Origin of the sequence: Pseudofrankia coriaricola (assembly GCF_032027725.1) — a bacterium.
Lineage (GTDB): Bacteria > Actinomycetota > Actinomycetes > Frankiales > Frankiaceae > Pseudofrankia.
In genome coordinates, this window is sequence record NZ_JASNFO010000070.1 from 1 (window position 1) to 16,216 (window position 16,216).

General features: G+C 70.2%; 12 protein-coding genes. 11 read left to right on the forward strand and 1 reads right to left on the reverse strand.

Annotated features, from left to right (window positions below; genetic code table 11):
• Positions 1-262: 262 nt before the first annotated feature.
• The 5 genes from QOZ89_RS31485 to QOZ89_RS31505 all read left to right on the forward strand — a co-directional run bounded on the left by QOZ89_RS31485 (position 263) and on the right by QOZ89_RS31505 (position 8,026).
• Complete coding sequence (locus tag QOZ89_RS31485; protein WP_312627293.1) at positions 263-1,558, forward strand: ABC transporter substrate-binding protein; 1,296 nt, start codon at positions 263-265, stop codon at positions 1,556-1,558.
• Between the two features lie 305 nt (positions 1,559-1,863).
• Positions 1,864-3,156: an ABC transporter substrate-binding protein gene (locus tag QOZ89_RS31490; RefSeq protein ID WP_312627294.1), complete on the forward strand. Its 1,293-nt coding sequence runs from the start codon at positions 1,864-1,866 to the stop codon at positions 3,154-3,156.
• A 289-nt stretch (positions 3,157-3,445) separates the two neighbouring features.
• The gene (locus QOZ89_RS31495; RefSeq protein ID WP_071047490.1) at positions 3,446-4,735 is read left to right on the forward strand and encodes an ABC transporter substrate-binding protein; all 1,290 of its coding nucleotides are present in this window, start codon (positions 3,446-3,448) and stop codon (positions 4,733-4,735) included.
• 432 nt (positions 4,736-5,167) lie between these two features.
• Complete coding sequence (locus QOZ89_RS31500; protein WP_071047491.1) at positions 5,168-6,457, forward strand: ABC transporter substrate-binding protein; 1,290 nt, start codon at positions 5,168-5,170, stop codon at positions 6,455-6,457.
• A 318-nt stretch (positions 6,458-6,775) separates the two neighbouring features.
• Positions 6,776-8,026, forward strand: coding sequence for an ABC transporter substrate-binding protein (locus tag QOZ89_RS31505; protein WP_071047492.1), 1,251 nt, complete (start codon positions 6,776-6,778; stop codon positions 8,024-8,026).
• Between the two features lie 31 nt (positions 8,027-8,057).
• Here QOZ89_RS31505 and QOZ89_RS31510 read toward each other — a convergent pair whose 3' ends face one another.
• A complete protein-coding gene (locus QOZ89_RS31510) occupies positions 8,058-8,723 on the reverse strand; it encodes a TetR/AcrR family transcriptional regulator (RefSeq protein ID WP_071047615.1) in 666 nt (221 codons plus the stop codon).
• A 202-nt stretch (positions 8,724-8,925) separates the two neighbouring features.
• Here QOZ89_RS31510 and QOZ89_RS31515 point away from each other — a divergent pair, with 202 nt between their 5' ends.
• The 6 genes from QOZ89_RS31515 to QOZ89_RS31540 form a co-directional block, all read left to right on the forward strand.
• Positions 8,926-9,984, forward strand: a complete 1,059-nt coding sequence (locus QOZ89_RS31515) for an acyl-CoA dehydrogenase family protein (protein WP_071047493.1) — start codon at positions 8,926-8,928, stop codon at positions 9,982-9,984.
• The gene (locus QOZ89_RS31520) at positions 9,968-11,143 is read left to right on the forward strand and encodes an acyl-CoA dehydrogenase family protein (RefSeq protein ID WP_071047494.1); all 1,176 of its coding nucleotides are present in this window, start codon (positions 9,968-9,970) and stop codon (positions 11,141-11,143) included. The genes QOZ89_RS31515 and QOZ89_RS31520 overlap by 17 nt, the downstream gene beginning before the upstream one ends.
• 138 nt (positions 11,144-11,281) lie before the next feature.
• The gene (locus QOZ89_RS31525) at positions 11,282-12,079 is read left to right on the forward strand and encodes an enoyl-CoA hydratase (protein WP_071047495.1); all 798 of its coding nucleotides are present in this window, start codon (positions 11,282-11,284) and stop codon (positions 12,077-12,079) included.
• A 286-nt stretch (positions 12,080-12,365) separates the two neighbouring features.
• Positions 12,366-14,108: a serine/threonine-protein kinase gene (locus QOZ89_RS31530; RefSeq protein ID WP_071047496.1), complete on the forward strand. Its 1,743-nt coding sequence runs from the start codon at positions 12,366-12,368 to the stop codon at positions 14,106-14,108.
• Positions 14,109-14,232: 124 nt separating this feature from the next.
• Complete coding sequence (locus tag QOZ89_RS31535; protein WP_083418278.1) at positions 14,233-15,402, forward strand: permease; 1,170 nt, start codon at positions 14,233-14,235, stop codon at positions 15,400-15,402.
• Positions 15,399-16,216: TIGR03943 family putative permease subunit (locus QOZ89_RS31540; RefSeq protein ID WP_312627303.1), on the forward strand; the 818-nt coding region annotated here is incomplete at its 3' end. The genes QOZ89_RS31535 and QOZ89_RS31540, both read left to right, overlap by 4 nt.

Genomic DNA, 16,216 nt, shown 5'->3' on the forward strand with positions numbered 1-16,216 from the left:
TTTCTTGGGGGGCGCGCCTGCCGTGGTGGGGTGGGGGGCCCCGGGGTGGCGCGGGCCCCCCCTTTCTGCTGCCAGGCAGTGTGGTCGATAGCATTGGCGCCGATATCGATGCCAAAAGGAGACCCGGGGCCGCGGCAGAACGTTGCCGCGCTCTTCGCCATGACACGCGGAACGCCGCGATCGGCGCCGGGCCTCCAAGGTGACGGGCGCGAGGCCCACAAGGCCGGGCGGCCGGCATTCTCGCCAGAGGAGATTTTCCGCAATGTCGTTACCTCTTCGTCGGCGGGCGCTGCGGACCACCGCGCTGGCGGTCGGCGCCAGCAGCCTGGCCATCGGCCTGGCCGCCTGCGGCGGCTCGGGCGGCAGCACATCCGCCGGCGCGGGCTGCAAGACCTCGGTGCCGGGTATCACGCCCACCCAGGTCAAGGCCGGCATGATCTGGAGCGACTCAGGCCCGTCCGCCGCCAGCATGCGCGCCTTCCGGGCAGGCGTGGACGCCCGGTTCGGGAGCGTCAATGATGAGGAGGGCGGCATCTTCGGCCGCACACTCACCTACGCCTGGCGGGACGACCAGGCGGACCAGGCGCTCAACCTGAGCGGCACCCAGGATCTCGTCAACAACGAGCATGTGTTCGGGATGATCGCGATGCCCAGCGCGAGCGGTGCCGCCTCGGTGGACTGGCTCGGCCAGCAGAAGATCCCGGTGATGGGCCTGGCAAGCGACCCGAGCTGGCTCGGCAAGAACAACATGTTCTCGTGGTTCTACCTGGGCACCGGTTCCGCGACCACCTGGGGCAAGTACATCCACGACCAGGGCGGGACCCGCGTGGGCGTGTTCGTCGTCGGCACGAGCGCGTCCAACAACGACTTCAACCACCAGTACGTGGCGAGCCTGAAGGCCAACGGCATCCAGGTCGTCAGGACGTTCCAGTCCACCAGCGCGGTGACCGACTACCGGAGCGTCGCGCAGCAGATCAAGGCGGACCACATCGACGCCATCGGCGGCGTCCTGCTCCCGGACGCGGCGGCGAGCGTGCTGACCGAGCTTCGCAAGATCGGCGTGACCCTCGGCGGCGGCCTCAAGGTCGCCCTGATGCCGCTGGGCTACGACAGCAGCAGCCTGGCGACGTATGGACAGTCGCTCGCCGGCGTGTCGATCTTCACGGCCATCATGCCCTTCGAGGTCAACACGCCAGGGCAGCGGACGTTCAGGCAGGCGATGAACAACTACTCCCCGGAGGTCCAGCCGCCGACGCAGGACAGCGCGGTCGACGGCTGGCTCTCGGCCGACCTGTTCATCCGCGGCCTGCGCGCCGCCGGTGAGTGTCCGACCAGGGAGTCGTTCATCTCCGGACTGCGCGCCGTGAAGGACTACGACGGCGCCGGAATGACCCCACAGAACACCAACGACCTGTCAACAAACTACCGGGATATCTCGGTCTGCTACTACGCCATCAAGGTCAGCCAGGACGGGAGCAAGTTCGAGGCCGGCAGCCAGCCCGAATGCGGCGCCGCGATCAGCCAGGAGCAGATGAACGCCCTGAACCAGCAGCCCTGATGGGGCCGCCGGACCGGCGCCGATCGGTCACTCCGCGCACTGCGGGCGGGCGGGATCCAGGGAAATTCCGCGTACCGACTCCGAACGACGGCATTTGCCCGTGCTTCGGCCTCATGTGGATTAAGAGTTCACTACTATCGGCCTCACTAGGAAGGGCCAGCCGCGCCCGAACCGACACACCGCCGCGCCGGATCCCCCTCCGTCGGCGCAAGACCGCGGCTGCGTCGGCGTGCGGCCCTCCCCCGCATGGCGGACGCCTGCCCACCCGGGCCGGTATCGCCGCGACACGTCAAAGGAGACGCGGCATGAGGTCGCCAGTTAGAACTCGATTAGTGAGAACGGCGGCGCTCGCGGTGAGCGCCAGCGGTCTGGCCGCATCACTGGTCGCCTGCGGTGACCAGTCGGCCGCGGAGGGAGCGGGAGGGTCCTGCTCGACCACGACGCCCGGCATCACCCCCACCGAGGTCAAGGCCGGGATGGTCTGGAGCGATACCGGGCCGGCGGCGGAAACCATGCGCTCCTTCCGGGCCGGCGTGGACGCCCGCCTCCACGTCGCCAACGAGGAGGACGGCGGCGTCTACGGCCGCAAGATCACCTATGCCTGGCGCGACGACCAGGCAGACCAGCAGCTCAACCTGAGCGCCGTCCAGGAGCTCCTCGACCAGGAGAAGATCTTCGGGCTCATCTACTCCCCCGGCGCCGGCACGCAGTCGGCCAAGCTCCTGCAGGAACGGAACATCCCCGTCACCGGCCTGGGAAGCGACCCGGTCTGGCTGGGGATGAACAACATGTTCTCGTGGGTGTATCTCGGGGACGGCTCCAGCACAACCTGGGGAAAGTTCGTCCATGACCAGGGCGGCACCCGCGCGGGCGTCTTCGCGATCGACACGAACGCCACGAACGGGGACTTCACCCAGCAGATCGTGGCGAGCCTGAAGGCGAACGACGTCAAGGTCGTCAAGATGTTCTACACCGGTGAGATCACCAGCTGGCAGACCGTCGCCCAGCAGATCAAGGCGAACAACATCGACGCCCTCGCGGGCGTTCTGCTCCCGGACGCGGCCGCCAAGCTGCTCCCCGAGCTCGCCAAGATCGGCATCACCCTCGGCGGCAGCCTCAAGGTTGCCCAGATGCCGCTGGGCTACAGCAACAGCAACCTGACAACATACGGCGCGGCGCTCGCCGGTGCTTCCATCTTCACCGCCATCCAGCCCTTCGAGCTCAACACCGCCGGCCAGCAGAAGTTCAAGCAGGCGATGAGCGACTACGCCCCCGAGATCCAACCGCCGACCCAGGACATGGCCGTCGACGGCTGGATCTCCGCCGACCTGTTCATCCACGGCCTGCAGGCCGCGGGAAAATGCCCCACCAGGGAGTCCTTCATCAGCGGCCTGCGCGCCGTGAAGGACTACGACGGCGCGGGAATGACCCCCGACGCCAGCAACGATCTGTCCACGAACTTCCGCCAGACCTCGACCTGCTACTACGCCATCAAGGTCAGCTCGGACGGCTCCAAGTTCGAGCCGACCAGTACCACGGCCATGTGTGGAAGCGTCATCAGCCCGGAGCAGATGGCCGCCCTGAACCAGCAGCACTGACGGCCGCAGAGGCAACCCGGCTGGCCCTTTGGTGGGGGCTGGCCGGTAAAATTCCGTGTACGGTCTTCGGGACGCCAGCACCTTCCGGCCTCCCGAAGACCTGTCGAGTACCCGCTCACTACTCTTGACGTATACAAGAGGAGAAACCGCCCCGGTCCTGACGCGACGTCGCGTCAGGATCATCGTTTTCGGCGCAGGCAGAGATTGCGTCGATGGGCGACTCTCCCTGGACGGCGGACACCTGACCACCCGGGCAGGCACCGTCGCGATACGCCGAAGGAGCCGCGGCATGTTATCGCCGGCGAAAAGCCGACTAATAAGAGCAGCCACGCTTGCGGTCAGCGCCAGCGGCCTGGCCGCCTCCCTGACCGCCTGCGGCCAGGGAGGCGCGAGCGGAGCGGGCGGGGCGTGCTCGGCCACGGTGCCCGGCATCACGCCCACCGAGGTCAAGGCCGGGATGGTCTGGAGCGACACCGGGCCGGGGGCGGAAACCATGCGTTCCTTCCGGGCCGGCGTGGACGCGCGCCTCCACGTCGCCAACGAGGAGGACGGCGGCGTCTACGGCCGCAAGGTCACCTACGCCTGGCGCGACGACCAGGCCGACCCCGTCCTCAATGTGTCCATGGTCCAGGAGCTCCTTGACCAGGAGAAGATCTTCGGGCTCATCTACGCTCCCGGCGGCGGCAGCGACTCAGCCAAGCTCCTGCAGGAACGCAACATCCCCGTCACCGGCCTCGCCAGCGACCCGGTCTGGCTGGGGATGAACAACATGTTCTCGTGGTTCTACCTCGGGAATGGTTCCAGCACGTCCCTCGGTAAATACGTCCGCGAGCAGGGCGGCACCCGCGCGGGCGTCTTCGCGATCAGCGCGAGCGCCACCAACGGGGACTACACGCAACAGGTGGTGGCCAGCCTGAAGGCCAACAACGTCCAGGTCATCAAGACGTTCCCCACCAGCCAGATCACGAGCTACCAGGCAGTGGCCCAGCAGATCAAGGCGGAAGACATCGACACCCTCACCGGTGTCCTCCTCCCGGACGCCGCCGCCAAGCTGCTCCCCGAGCTCGCCAAGATCGGCATCACCCTCGGCGGCAGCCTCAAGGTCGCACTGATGCCCCTGGGCTACAACAACAGCAGCCTGGCGACATACGGCGCGGCGCTCGCCGGTGCGTCGATCTTCACCTCGGTCCAGCCCTTCGAGCTCAACACCGCCGGCCAGCAGAAGTTCAAGCAGGCGATGAGCGACTACGCCCCCGAGATCCAGCCACCGACCCAGGACCAGGCGGTGAATGGCTGGATCTCCGCCGACCTGTTCATCCACGGCCTGCAGGCCGCGGGGAAATGCCCGACCAGGGAGTCCTTCATCAGCGGCCTGCGCGCCGTCAAGGACTACGATGGCGCCGGCCTGACCCCCAACACCAGCAATGATCTGTCAACGAACTACCGCGAGATCTCGACCTGCTACTTCGCCATAAAGATCAGCAAAGACGGCTCCAGGTTCGAACCCAGCAGCTCCACGGCCACCTGCGGAGACGTCATCACCCCGGAGCAGATGGCCGCGCTGAACCAGCAGCCCTAGAGGGCCAAAGGGTGTGCGAAAATGATCTTCCTTCGCACACCCGGCGGCCGTTGTCCCCAGGATCACTGACGGGTCACGGAACGGCCCGGCCGGCCTCCTGGTGCAGGCGGCCCCGCGAATCCCGCGCACCGGCTCCGGGGCGCCCGCCCGCCCCGCCGGCCCCGGGCCCCCCCGGGGGGATGGCCCCGGGGGGGGGGGGGGGGGGGGCGGGGGGCCCCCCCCCCCCCCCGCGGGGGTAAGTGCTTACTACTATCGACGTCACTAGGAGGAGCCAGCCGCACCTGGGCCGGCACGCCCGCCGCGTCGGATTCTCATCTCCGGCGCGATACCGGGCCGGCGTCGGCGGGAGGCTTCTCTTGCACAGCGGGCGGTCGCCCATCCGGGCGGCCACCGCCGCGACAATGCCGAAGGAAATGCCGAAGGAGCCGCAGTATGCCGCTGCCCACCAGCAAGCGATTATCGAAAGCGGTCGCCCTCGCGGTCAGCGCCGGCGGCCTCGCCGCCTCCCTGACTGCCTGCGGCAACGGAGGCGCGAGCGGAGCTGGCGGGGCGTGCTCGGCCACGGTGCCCGGCATCACACCCACCGGCGTCAAGGCCGGGATGGTCTGGACTGACTCCGGGCCGGGGGCTGCCACCATGCGTTCCTTCCGGGCCGGCGTGGATGCCCGTCTCCACGTCGCCAACGAGAAGGACGGCGGCGTCTACGGCCGCAAGATCACCTACGCCTGGCGCGACGACCAGGGCGACCCGGCACTCAACGTGCCCATGGTCCAGGAGCTGCTCGACCAGGAGAAGATCTTCGGGCTCATCTACGCCCCCGGCGGGGGGCGGGACTCGGCCAAGTTCCTGCAGGAGCGCAACATCCCGGTCACCGGCATCGCGAGCGACCCGGTCTGGCTGGGGATGAACAACATGTTCTCGTGGTTCTACCTCGGAGATGGCTCCAGCACCACCTGGGGCAAGTACATCCATGACCAGGGCGGCACCCGCGCGGCCCTCTTCTCGACGGCCCAGACCGCCGGGAACGGAGACTTCGCCTCGCAGATCACGGCGAGCCTGAAGGCAAACAACGTCAAGGTCGTCAAGACGTTCCTCACCGGCCAGATCACGAGCTACCGGACCCTCGCCGAGCAGATCAAGGCGAACAACATCGACGCCCTTTCCGGCGTCCTGCTCCCGGACGCGGCCGCCAAGCTGCTCCCCGAGCTGGCCAAGCTCGGCGTCACCCTCGGCGGCAGCCTCAAGGTCGCGGTGATGCCGCTGGGCTACGACAACAGCAATCTCACCCAGTTCGGCCGCTCGATCGCCGGCGTGACCATCTTCACCGCCACCCAGCCGTTCGAGCTGAACACCCCCGGCCAGCAGGCGTTCGTGCGGGCGATGAGCGACTACGCCCCTGAGATCCAACCGCCGACGCAGGACCTTGCCGTGGACGGGTGGATCTCGGCGGACCTGTTCATCCGCGGCCTCGAAGCCGCCGGGAAATGCCCCACCCGGGAGTCCTTCATCACCGGCCTGCGTGCCGTCAAGGACTACGACGGCGCCGGCCTGACCCCCGACACCAGCATCGACCTGTCCACCAACCTCCACGAGACCTCGACCTGCTACTACGCCATCAAGATCAACAAAGATGGCACCGCATTCGAACCGACCAGCTCCACGGCCACCTGCGGAGACGTCATCACCCCAGCGCAGATGACCGCCCTGAACCAGCAGCCCTGACGGTTCGGGAACAGCCCGGCCGTCTCCTTGGTGGGGGCGGCCGGGCGAGAATCACGCGCACCGGGCCGGGGCGCCGGCAAAACCGGCGCCCCGGGCACCTCGCTGGGTGAGCGCTCATTACTATCGGCGTCCATGACAAGAGCCAGCCGCACCCGGGTCGCCGCGTCGGCGCACCAGACCCACTTTCTCCGGCGCAGGACCGAGGCCGCGTCCATGCGCGGCTCCTGCGCGCGCCATGGACGCTTACCCGCCCGGGCGGGTACAGCCGCGATATACCGGCGGCGACGCGGCGTGTTATTACCGCCCAGCAACCGATTAATGCGGGCCGCGGCGGTCGCGTTCAGCGCGGGTGGACTGGCCGCCTCCCTGGCCGCTTGTGGCGGAGGCGGCGCGAACGGGGCGGGCGGGGCGTGCTCGGCGACGGTGCCCGGCATCACGCCCACCGAGGTCAAGGCCGGCATGGTCTGGAACGACACCGGGCCGGGGGCCGACGCCCTGCGGGCCTTCCGGGCCGGTGTGGACGCCCGCCTCCACGTCGCCAACGGCGAGAACGGCGGCGTCTACGGCCGCAAGGTCACCTACGCCTGGCGCGACGACGGGGGCGACCCCGCGCGCGACGAGCCCATGGTCAAGGAACTCCTCGACCAGGAGAAAGTCTTCGGGCTCGTCTACGCGCCCGGCGGCAGTCAGGAACCGGCCGAGCTGTTACGGGAACGCGGCATCCCGGTCACCGGCCTGGCCAGCGCCCCGGTCTGGCTGGGGATGAGCAACATGTTCTCCTGGTTCTACCTCGGAGACGGCTCCAGCACCACCTGGGGAAAATACGTCCGCGGCCAGGGCGGAACCCGCGCGGCCCTCTTCGCGCTCGGCTCGAGCGCCTCGAGCGGAGGCTTCACCCAGCAGGTCGCCGCGAGCCTGAAGACAGCCGACATCAAGGTCGTCAAGACGTTCAACGTCACCGAGATCACGAGCTACCAGACGGTCGCCGAACAGATCAAGGCGAACAACATCGACACTCTCGCGGGCGTCCTGCTCCCGGACGCGACCGCCAAACTGCTCCCCGAGCTCACCAAGCTCGGCGTCAACCTCAGGGTCGTCCTGATGCCGACCGGCTACGACGGCAGCACCCTCACCCAGTTCGGCCCCACGCTCGCCGGCACGTCCATCTTCACCTCGATCCAGCCCTTCGAGCTCAATACCGCCGGCCAGCAGAAATTCAAGCAGGCGATGAGCGACTACGCCCCCGAGATCCAGCCGCCGGCCCAGGACCCCGCGGTGAACGGCTGGGTCTCGGCCGACCTGTTCGTCCGCGGCCTCGAAGCCGCCGGGAAATGCCCCACCCGGGAGTCCTTCATCACCGGCCTGCGTGCCGTCAAGGACTACGACGGCGCCGGGATAACCCCCGAGACCAGCATCGACCTGTCCACCAACTTCCGCGAGACCTCGACCTGTTACTACGCCATCAAGATCAGCAAAGACGGCTCCAGGTTCGAGCCGACCAGCTCCACGGCCATCTGCGGAGAAGTCATCACCCCGCAGCAGGTGGTGGCCCTGAACCAGCAGTCCTGAGCCGGCAGTCCGGCGGCCCGGGGTTCGCCCGTCACCCCTCGGCGTGGCGGGCGAACCCTCCCGAGCAGAAGTCCCACACCTCGTCCGTCGTGAGCGGGTGGGCGCCCTCGCTCTCCCCCGCGACCGCGGTCGACTGGGCGAGGAACATCACCGACTGCATGACCATCGCGGCCGCCCGGCGCGGGCGCAGGCTCGTCCGCAGCTGGCCGACCGCGTCGACGCGGGTCATCAGCTCCGCGAACACGCTGAGCATCGGCTCGTGCGCGGACCTGACCTCGGCCGGGTAGGTCATCAGCAGCTGCGTGGCGAAGTCCGTGAACAGCGGGTGGCGGGTGGACGGATCCGGCAGCGAGCTCTCGAACAGCATCCGGATGCCGACCTCGAGCCCGGCCAGCGGGTCGACCTCGGCCGCCGCCGCGGCGCGGATCTCGTCCGCGGAGCGGCGCAGGGCGTTCTCGAACAGCGCCAGCAGCAGCTCGTGCTTGCCGCCGAAGTGCTGGTAGAAGCTGCGCAGCGACTGGTGCGACCGGTCGACGACCTCCTGTACGGTGAAGTCGGTCGACCCCTTCTCCAGGATGATCTCTTGGGCGGCCTCGAGGAACTGCTGCACCTTGCGCTCGGCGCGCAGGCGCGCGGCCTTGGTAGAGCGCTCGACGGCACGCTGCTTCCAAGCTGGCTCGTCACTCAGCGTGCTCAAAGCAAGCTCCTGGTCCTGCGCCATGAGTAGAACGTACTCCTCACCCTGCGTCCAGCCACGTGCGCTCTTTGCTCCCATCCCCCGCGCCACCCGCGAGACCGCTGCTTCCGTCTTCGGAGAATGTTATTCTCCATCGGGTCCGGGCGGAATACCGTCAGGAGGCCCTCCGTGGCTGAGAACCCACCAACCGTCGGGAGCCGGCATGCTCTTTGAGCTGGACTCCGACCAGCAGCTGTGGCGCACGACCGTCCGCGATGTCCTCGCGAAGGAGTGCCCGCCCGCGCTGGTCCGTTCCGTCGCCGACCAGGGCGCGGATCCGGGGCCGCTGTGGCGGACCTACACCGGCCTCGGCTGGACCGAGCTGACCGAGACGACAGAGGCGGTCGAGCTCGCGATCCTGCTCGAGGAGCTCGGCCGGGCCACCGACCCTACGCCCTACCTGGCGACCATGACCTGGTTCACCCCGCTCGCCCCGGGCGTCGTCTCCGGTGACCAGACCGGCACCGCCGTCCTCGAGGGCGTCACCGCCCACCGTGACCCGCACGGCGACGAGGGCTGGATCCTCGACGGCACCGGCCACCACGTCCTCGACGGCGACCGCGCCGACTGGTTCGCTGTGGTCACCGACGCCGGGGTGTTCACCGTGCCCGCCTCCGAGGCGACGGTCCACCGCGAGAACGCCTTCGACCCGCTGCTGCACGTCGCCGACGTCAGCTTCTGGCAGGTCAGGGTCGGCGAGGAGAGCCGGACCGGCGCCGACGTCGACCTCGCCCGCGACATCGCGCTCACCGGCCTCGCGCTGACCATGGTGGGCGCCTGCCGGCGGGTTCTGGATCTCACGCTCGATCACGTGCGCACCCGCCAGCAGTTCGGCGTCCCGATCGGCTCGTTCCAGGCCGTCAAGCACAAGGCCGTCGACATGCACGTGGCGATCGAACGCGCGACCGCGCTCGCCTACTTCGCCGCGCTGACGATCGCCGAACAGGACCCGCGGCGCGCGACCGCCGCCGCGATGGCCAAGGCGGCCGCCGGCGAGTGCACGACGGTCGTGTTCGAGAACGGCTTCCAGCTGTTCGGCGGCATGGGCTTCACCTGGGAGAACGACCTGCAGTTCGCGCTGAAGCGGGCGCTGTCCGGCGAGTTGCTGCTCGGCGGCGCCGACGTCCACCGGGCCAGGGTCGCCGCCGCGCTGCTCGACGCCGACGCGGTGACCCCGGCGGCCAGCATCACCTCGGAGGAGCGCCATGCGGCTGCGGTTTGACGACGACGTCGAGGCGTTCCGCGCCGAGTTCGCGGCCTTCCTCGACGCGAACCTGCCCAGCGTCGAGGAGGCCGCCGAGCGGCCCACCTCCACCGCGCACATGCCGGCGTGGACGAGGCGCTGGCAGCGGCTGCTGTTCGACAACGGCTGGCTGCTGCCGGGCAACCCGCCCGAGTACGGCGGTCGGAACGCCACGCTGCTGCAGCAGTTCGTCCACCTGGAGGAGCTGGGCAGCCGGCACATTTACCACAGCTTCAACCCGCAGGGCCTCGGCATCATCGCCGCCTCCCTGCTCACGTTCGGCACCGAGGAGCAGAGGAAGCGCTGGGCGGTGCCGATCCTCAAGGCCGAGATCACCGCGGCGCTCGGCATGAGCGAGCCGGGCGCGGGCTCCGACCTCGCCGGGCTGCGCACCCGGGCGGTGCTCGACGGCGACCACTTCGTGGTCAACGGGCAGAAGATCTGGACCTCCGGCGCGCACGACGCGGACATCCTGCTTACGTTCGTGCGTACCGACCCGGACGCGCCCAAGCACAAGGGCATCAGCGTCCTGGTGATCCCGACCGACCTCCCGGGCATCACCCGCCGGCCGTTCGGCTCGATCGTGGGCGCGGACGACCTCGACTTCAACGAGGTCTTCTTCGACGACGTCCGGGTCCCGGCGGAGAACCTGATCGGCCAGCTGAACAAGGGCTGGCACGTCGCGAACGGCTCATTGGGCCATGAGCGCACGATGCTGTGGCTCAGCTTCGCCGAGCGGCTCGACGAACTGGTCGACGACTTCCGCCCGACGACGACGCTGGACCGCGACCGATACGCCACCCTCGCGATGGACGCGCAGGCGCTGCGGCTGCTCGGCTCCGCCGCGCTGGCCCGGGCCGCGCGCGGCGAGGAGGACGTGGCCTCGATCTCGGTGCTCAAGCTGTTCGGCTCGGAGTCGGTCCGCACGGCCACCCGGCAGGCGCTGCTCGCCCAGGGTTCCGCGGGGCTGGCCCGCGACGGGCAGACCAGGCCGTTCGAGCACCTGAACCTCGACTGGTTCTACGGGAGCTGGTTCGAGCGGTACGCGCGCAGCTTCTCCGGCACCATCGCTGGCGGAACGTCCGAGATCCAGCGCACGATTGTCGCCGAGCGGGTCCTCGGCCTGCCCCGGGGCTGATCCGTCAGTGGCCCTGAGGACAACGCAGACCTACCAGATCGCTTCGCGATCCGGTAGGAACCCCGGCCGGGCGCGCGAAGAAAGATCATTTTCGCACACCCGTCGGCCCACCAGCCGAACGGTCATGGGAGTACTGACTTGTACATTCTCTACGACGTCGCCGACAACATCGCGACGATCACGTTAAACCGGCCGGAAGCCGCCAACGCGCAGAACGGCCCTCTTCTGGAGGAGCTCAACGACGCCTGGGTCAAGGCGGCCGAAGACCCGGATGTGAAGGTCATCATCCTGCGCGGCGAGGGCAAGCACTTCTCCGCCGGCCACGACCTGAAGCCGGACCCCTCCACCCCGGTGCCCGCGAAGATGACGCTTGAGCACATCTACCAGGTCGAGGCCCGGCGCTACCTGGAGTTCTCGCTGCGCTGGCGCAACATCCCGAAGCCGTCGATCGCCGCGGTCCAGGGCCGCTGCATCGCCGGCGCGCTGCTGCTGTGCTGGCCGTGCGACCTGATCGTCGCGGCGGACGACGCGAAGTTCTCCGACCCGGTGGTCGCGATGGGCATCGGCGGCGTCGAGTACCACGGCCACACCTGGGAGCTCGGGGCGCGCAAGGCCAAGGAGATCCTCTTCACCGGCCGGGCGATCACCGCCGAGGAGGCGGAGAAGGTCGGCATGGTGAACAAGGTCGTGCCACGCGCTGACCTCGACAAGGAGACCAGGGTGCTCGCGGAGCAGATCGCCGCGATGCCGTCGTTCGGCCTGCGCCAGGCCAAGCGCGCCGTCAACCAGACCCTCGACGTGCAGGGCTTCTACGCGGCGATCCAGTCGGTCTTCGACGTCCACCAGACCGGCCACGGCAACGCCCTGTCCGTCGCCGGGTACCCGATCCTGGTCAACCTCGACCAGATGAAGACCACCATCAAGTCCGCCAACTAGGCGGTCCTCACCGGCCAGCCGGCCCCGTCATCATGAGGGCGGCCGGGCCGCGGGCACCCCCGCGGCCCGGCCCCCCCCCATATTCGGGGGCCGGGGCGGGGGGCACCCCCGCGGCCCGGCCGCCCTCTGGCATGCCCGGCTACGAGCGTCCGGTCGTCATGGGGAATCCCGACGGACATTGGTGCGCCAGCGGACAACGCGATCTGCCTTTCCCCCGCGACAGATCGTCCACATCGGATGGTTAGGCTGCGATACCAGTCGTTTCCCTGTCCCGCGAGGAGGCCGGATGCTGGCAACGCTGACCGATACCGACCCCGGCGTCGTGGGGCGGTATCGGATCCAGGGACGACTCGGCTCCGGCGGTATGGGTGCCGTCTACCTGGGATTCGACCCGGACGGGCGGCCGGCGGCGGTCAAGGTCATCCGGCCTGACCTGGTGAACGACGTCGAGTTCCGGGAACGGTTCCGCCGCGAGGTCGCCGCCGCCCGCCGGGTGCGCGGCCCTTTCGTCGCCGAGGTTCTGGACGCTGACGTCGACGCGGAGTCTCCGTGGATGGCGACGGAGTACGTCGACGGGGTGACCCTGACCGCCGCGGTCGCCAGGCGGGGCCACCTCGATGGCGCCATGCTCACCGGCGTCAGCAGCGGGCTGGCGAACGCCCTGGCCTCGGTGCACGCCGCCGGCCTGGTGCACCGAGACCTCAAGCCGTCGAACATCCTGCTCGGCCGGGAAGGGCCGAAGATCATTGACTTCGGCATCGCCCGCGCACTCGACGGCACCGTCCACACCAGCACGGGTGCCGTTCTCGGCACGGTCGCCTGGATGGCCCCTGAACAGCTGCGGGGGGAGCGGGCCGGACCGCCAGCAGACATCTTCGCCTGGGCCATGTGTGTGGCCTTCGCCGCCCGCGGCCGGCATCCCTTCCCGGCCGAGGCGCCCGCCGCGACGGCGATCCGGATGTTGCAGGACCACCCTGACCTGACAGACGTCCCGGAGCACCTCATTCCACTGCTGGTGCATGCGCTCGACAAGGACCCGGCCCGCCGGCCCAGCGCGGTCGAAGCGGTCTCCGCCCTCCTCGGCGCCGAGGTCACCAGCCTTGCCGAGGCCGAGCACGCCACCCGTCTGGCGATGGACGGCTCCTGGATCCCGCCGACGCCATCACCGCCACCCCAGATTCCAGATCAGCCTCCGGTCTCGGCTCAGGCCCAGGCGGGACCGTCCGCGGCGGCCGACCGGCCGGTGGATCGGACCCGGGACCGTCACGACCGCCGAACCGGGCTGCGCAACCAGCTCCCCTTGGTCGCCGCGGCCGTCATCCTCATCGTCGGCGCCGCGGCCGCGCTCCTGGTGAAGTACGGCCCGAGCGACCGCGACAAGGATCAAAGCGCTCTCGGTCCGGAGCAGCTCCGGACCGCCGCCGCGAAAGGCGGCAGCCAGTCCGCCGGACCGCTGGCCGGATCGCCGAGCGGTCGGTTCCCGTCCGCCGGGGCCACCGGCGGTGGTGCGGCGGCGGCAATGCCGCCGACTCAGGCGGCGCCGCCCCGGGCGTCGGTGGCCGCGGGACAGCCCGGCCAGGTCGACGGCGCACCGGCGGCGGCCTCGACGCCCGCGCCGAACATGGCACCGGACCAGGCCGCGTCTGCCGCACCGCCTCGGCCAGCCGCGGTTGCCCTCGTCCGCTACAACAACGGCCCCGACCACGCGGCCCTGACCGGTCCCGCGCCGGCCGGCTACCAGAGCGAAGGCGTGCTCGGATCGGTCTACCAGTCCAGTGGTGTGCCGGGCACGCGCCCGCTCTACGCCTGCTGGGCCGGGAGCGACTCGTTCACCTCGACGGCCTCGAACTGTGAGGGACAACAGGTCGCGGGGGTCCTCGGCTGGATCTACGGCTCGGCGCCGTCGACACCGGCCACGAGGGCGATCATCCGGTGCAACACCGGGCGTGGCGACCACTTCGTATCCCTGGACCCGGCCTGCGAGGGCTTGGTGGTCGAGGGCGCGCTGGGCTACGTCATCGCCGGTTGATCAAGCCCTGACATCCCGCGCTCGCAGGCGCTGGTTCCCTGGAGAGCCACGCGGAGCCCCCGCGGCCCGCCACGCCGGGCCATGCGGCCGTTGGACCGCCTCGCGAACGTCTGGCAAGCCGTGGGTGAACGGCACCCGAGCGGCTGGCCGGCGGATCCGGGCGCTCGCTAGAGTCCGCCCCGTGCCCACCGCCCGGCCTGACTCGCCGGTCGATCCAGCGACGGAACGCGGGTCGGCCGCCACAGCGACGGGCGCGGTATCTACCGAAGCGGCGACAGAGAACGCGCGCCCGGCGGACGCCGCGCCTGTCAGCCGGCCAGGCGCCACCGGTAGGCCGGGGATTCCGGTCGTCGCCCTCGTCGCCCTCGCCGCGGTCGCCGTCCCGCTGGTTCTCCGGCTAGTCCACGCCGACACGCCCGGTGTCCGGGCATGGTGCACGGTCTTTCTCGCGGTGACCATCCAGGCCCTTCCTTTCCTGGCCCTCGGTGTGCTGGTGAGCGGCGCGGTGGCAGCGTTCGTCCCGGACGGGGCGCTCGGCAGGGTGCTTCCGCGCCGCGGGACACTCGCGGTGCCGGTCGCGGGGGTGTGCGGGGCGTTCCTGCCCGGGTGCGAGTGCAGCTCGGTACCGGTGGCCAAACGGCTCGCCGACAACGGCGCGCCACCGGCCGCGGCCCTGACGTTCATGCTTGCCGCTCCGGCCATCAACCCGGTCGTCCTGGTGGCGACTGCCGTCGCCTTTCCGAACGCGCCGCGCGTGGTCGTGGCGCGGTTTCTCGCGTCGTTGCTCGCCGCCATCGTGGTCGGGCTGGTCTGGCACCGGTTCGGCACGTCCTTCGCCACGCCGGTCCCTGGCGGGAGGCATCACGAGCACGCCGGGCGGCCGAGCCGCGTCGACCGGCTGAACCGGCTCGCCGAGGTCGCCGGGCACGACTTCCTGCACGCCGGTGGCTTTCTCGTCCTCGGCGCGGGACTCGCCGCGACGCTCAACGTCGCCGTGCCGCGCTCGGCGCTGTCGGCGGTCGCCGACGCCGGGTTTCTCACCGTGCTCGCTCTTGCCGCGCTGGCCGTGGCGCTCGCGATCTGCTCGGAGGCGGACGCCTTCGTCGCGGCCAGCATGTCCCAGTTCCCGCTGAGCGCACGGCTGGCGTTCCTGGTGGTCGGGCCGATGGTCGACGTGAAGCTCGTCGCGATGCAGGCGGGGACGTTCGGCCGCCGCGTCGCCCTGCGGTTCGCGCCGCTGACCTTCCTCGCCGCCCTCCTGTCGGCGGTCGTCGTCGGGGAGATCCTGCTGTGACCACCCAGGCGCCCGGCCACGCCGGACCAGACGACCGCGCCGGGCCGGCCGGCCACACCGAACCAGACGGGAGCACCGAAGCGGGCGGCCACGCCGGACCGGGCCGGTCCGGCGAGGGCTTCCGCGCCGAGTGGGTCGGCCCGCTCGGCGGGCTGGTGCTGCTGGTCGTCGGCATCACCTGCCTGCGCCTGGTCCAGACCGGCGCCTACACGTCCTACGTCCGGGTCGGGATGCGCGTCCCGCTGCTCGCCGCCGGGGCGCTCGTCGCGCTGCTCGGCGTGGTGGCCCTCGTCCGCTACGCCCGCTCCGGCGGGCACGACGACCACCCCGCCGAGGCCGCTGTGAAGGGCTCCCCGGAGAACGCGCCCGCCGCCACCGCGGGCGCCGGCGATCCCGGCCAGAGCGGTCACCACCGTCACGGCCTACCTCGGGTCGCGGCGCTCCTGCTGCTGCCCGCCGCCGTCGCCTACCTCGTCGCTCCGCCGTCGCTCGGCGCCTTCAGCGCCGCCCGGGCCACGGTGACGGTGCCGGCCCCCCGCGCGCTCCCGTACGCGCCGCTGAAGCCCGGCCCCGACGGCACGGTCACCCTCCCGCTGCGCGAGGTCGTCGAGCGCGCCTACGACGGCCGCACCCTGGCCGGCCAGACGCTGCGTGTCACCGGCTTCGTCGTGTCCCCCGCCGGGGGGCGCCTGACGCTGACGCGATTTGTCATTCGTTGCTGCGCGGCGGACGCCGAGCCCGCGGCGGTGAACCTGACACTTCCGCCCGGCGTCGAAACGCCCGCCGAGAACGCCTGGATCACGGTGCTCGCACG

What these genes read in the sequence shown, in the direction of transcription:
- QOZ89_RS31485 (WP_312627293.1), top strand. Translation starts at nt 263, where the DNA reads ATGTCGTTACCTCTTCGTCGGCGGGCGCTGCGGACCACCGCGCTGGCG.
- QOZ89_RS31490 (WP_312627294.1), top strand. Translation starts at nt 1,864, where the DNA reads ATGAGGTCGCCAGTTAGAACTCGATTAGTGAGAACGGCGGCGCTCGCG.
- QOZ89_RS31495 (WP_071047490.1), top strand. Translation starts at nt 3,446, where the DNA reads ATGTTATCGCCGGCGAAAAGCCGACTAATAAGAGCAGCCACGCTTGCG.
- QOZ89_RS31500 (WP_071047491.1), top strand. Translation starts at nt 5,168, where the DNA reads ATGCCGCTGCCCACCAGCAAGCGATTATCGAAAGCGGTCGCCCTCGCG.
- QOZ89_RS31505 (WP_071047492.1), top strand. Translation starts at nt 6,776, where the DNA reads ATGCGGGCCGCGGCGGTCGCGTTCAGCGCGGGTGGACTGGCCGCCTCC.
- QOZ89_RS31515 (WP_071047493.1), top strand. Translation starts at nt 8,926, where the DNA reads ATGCTCTTTGAGCTGGACTCCGACCAGCAGCTGTGGCGCACGACCGTC.
- QOZ89_RS31520 (WP_071047494.1), top strand. Translation starts at nt 9,968, where the DNA reads ATGCGGCTGCGGTTTGACGACGACGTCGAGGCGTTCCGCGCCGAGTTC.
- QOZ89_RS31530 (WP_071047496.1), top strand. Translation starts at nt 12,366, where the DNA reads ATGCTGGCAACGCTGACCGATACCGACCCCGGCGTCGTGGGGCGGTAT.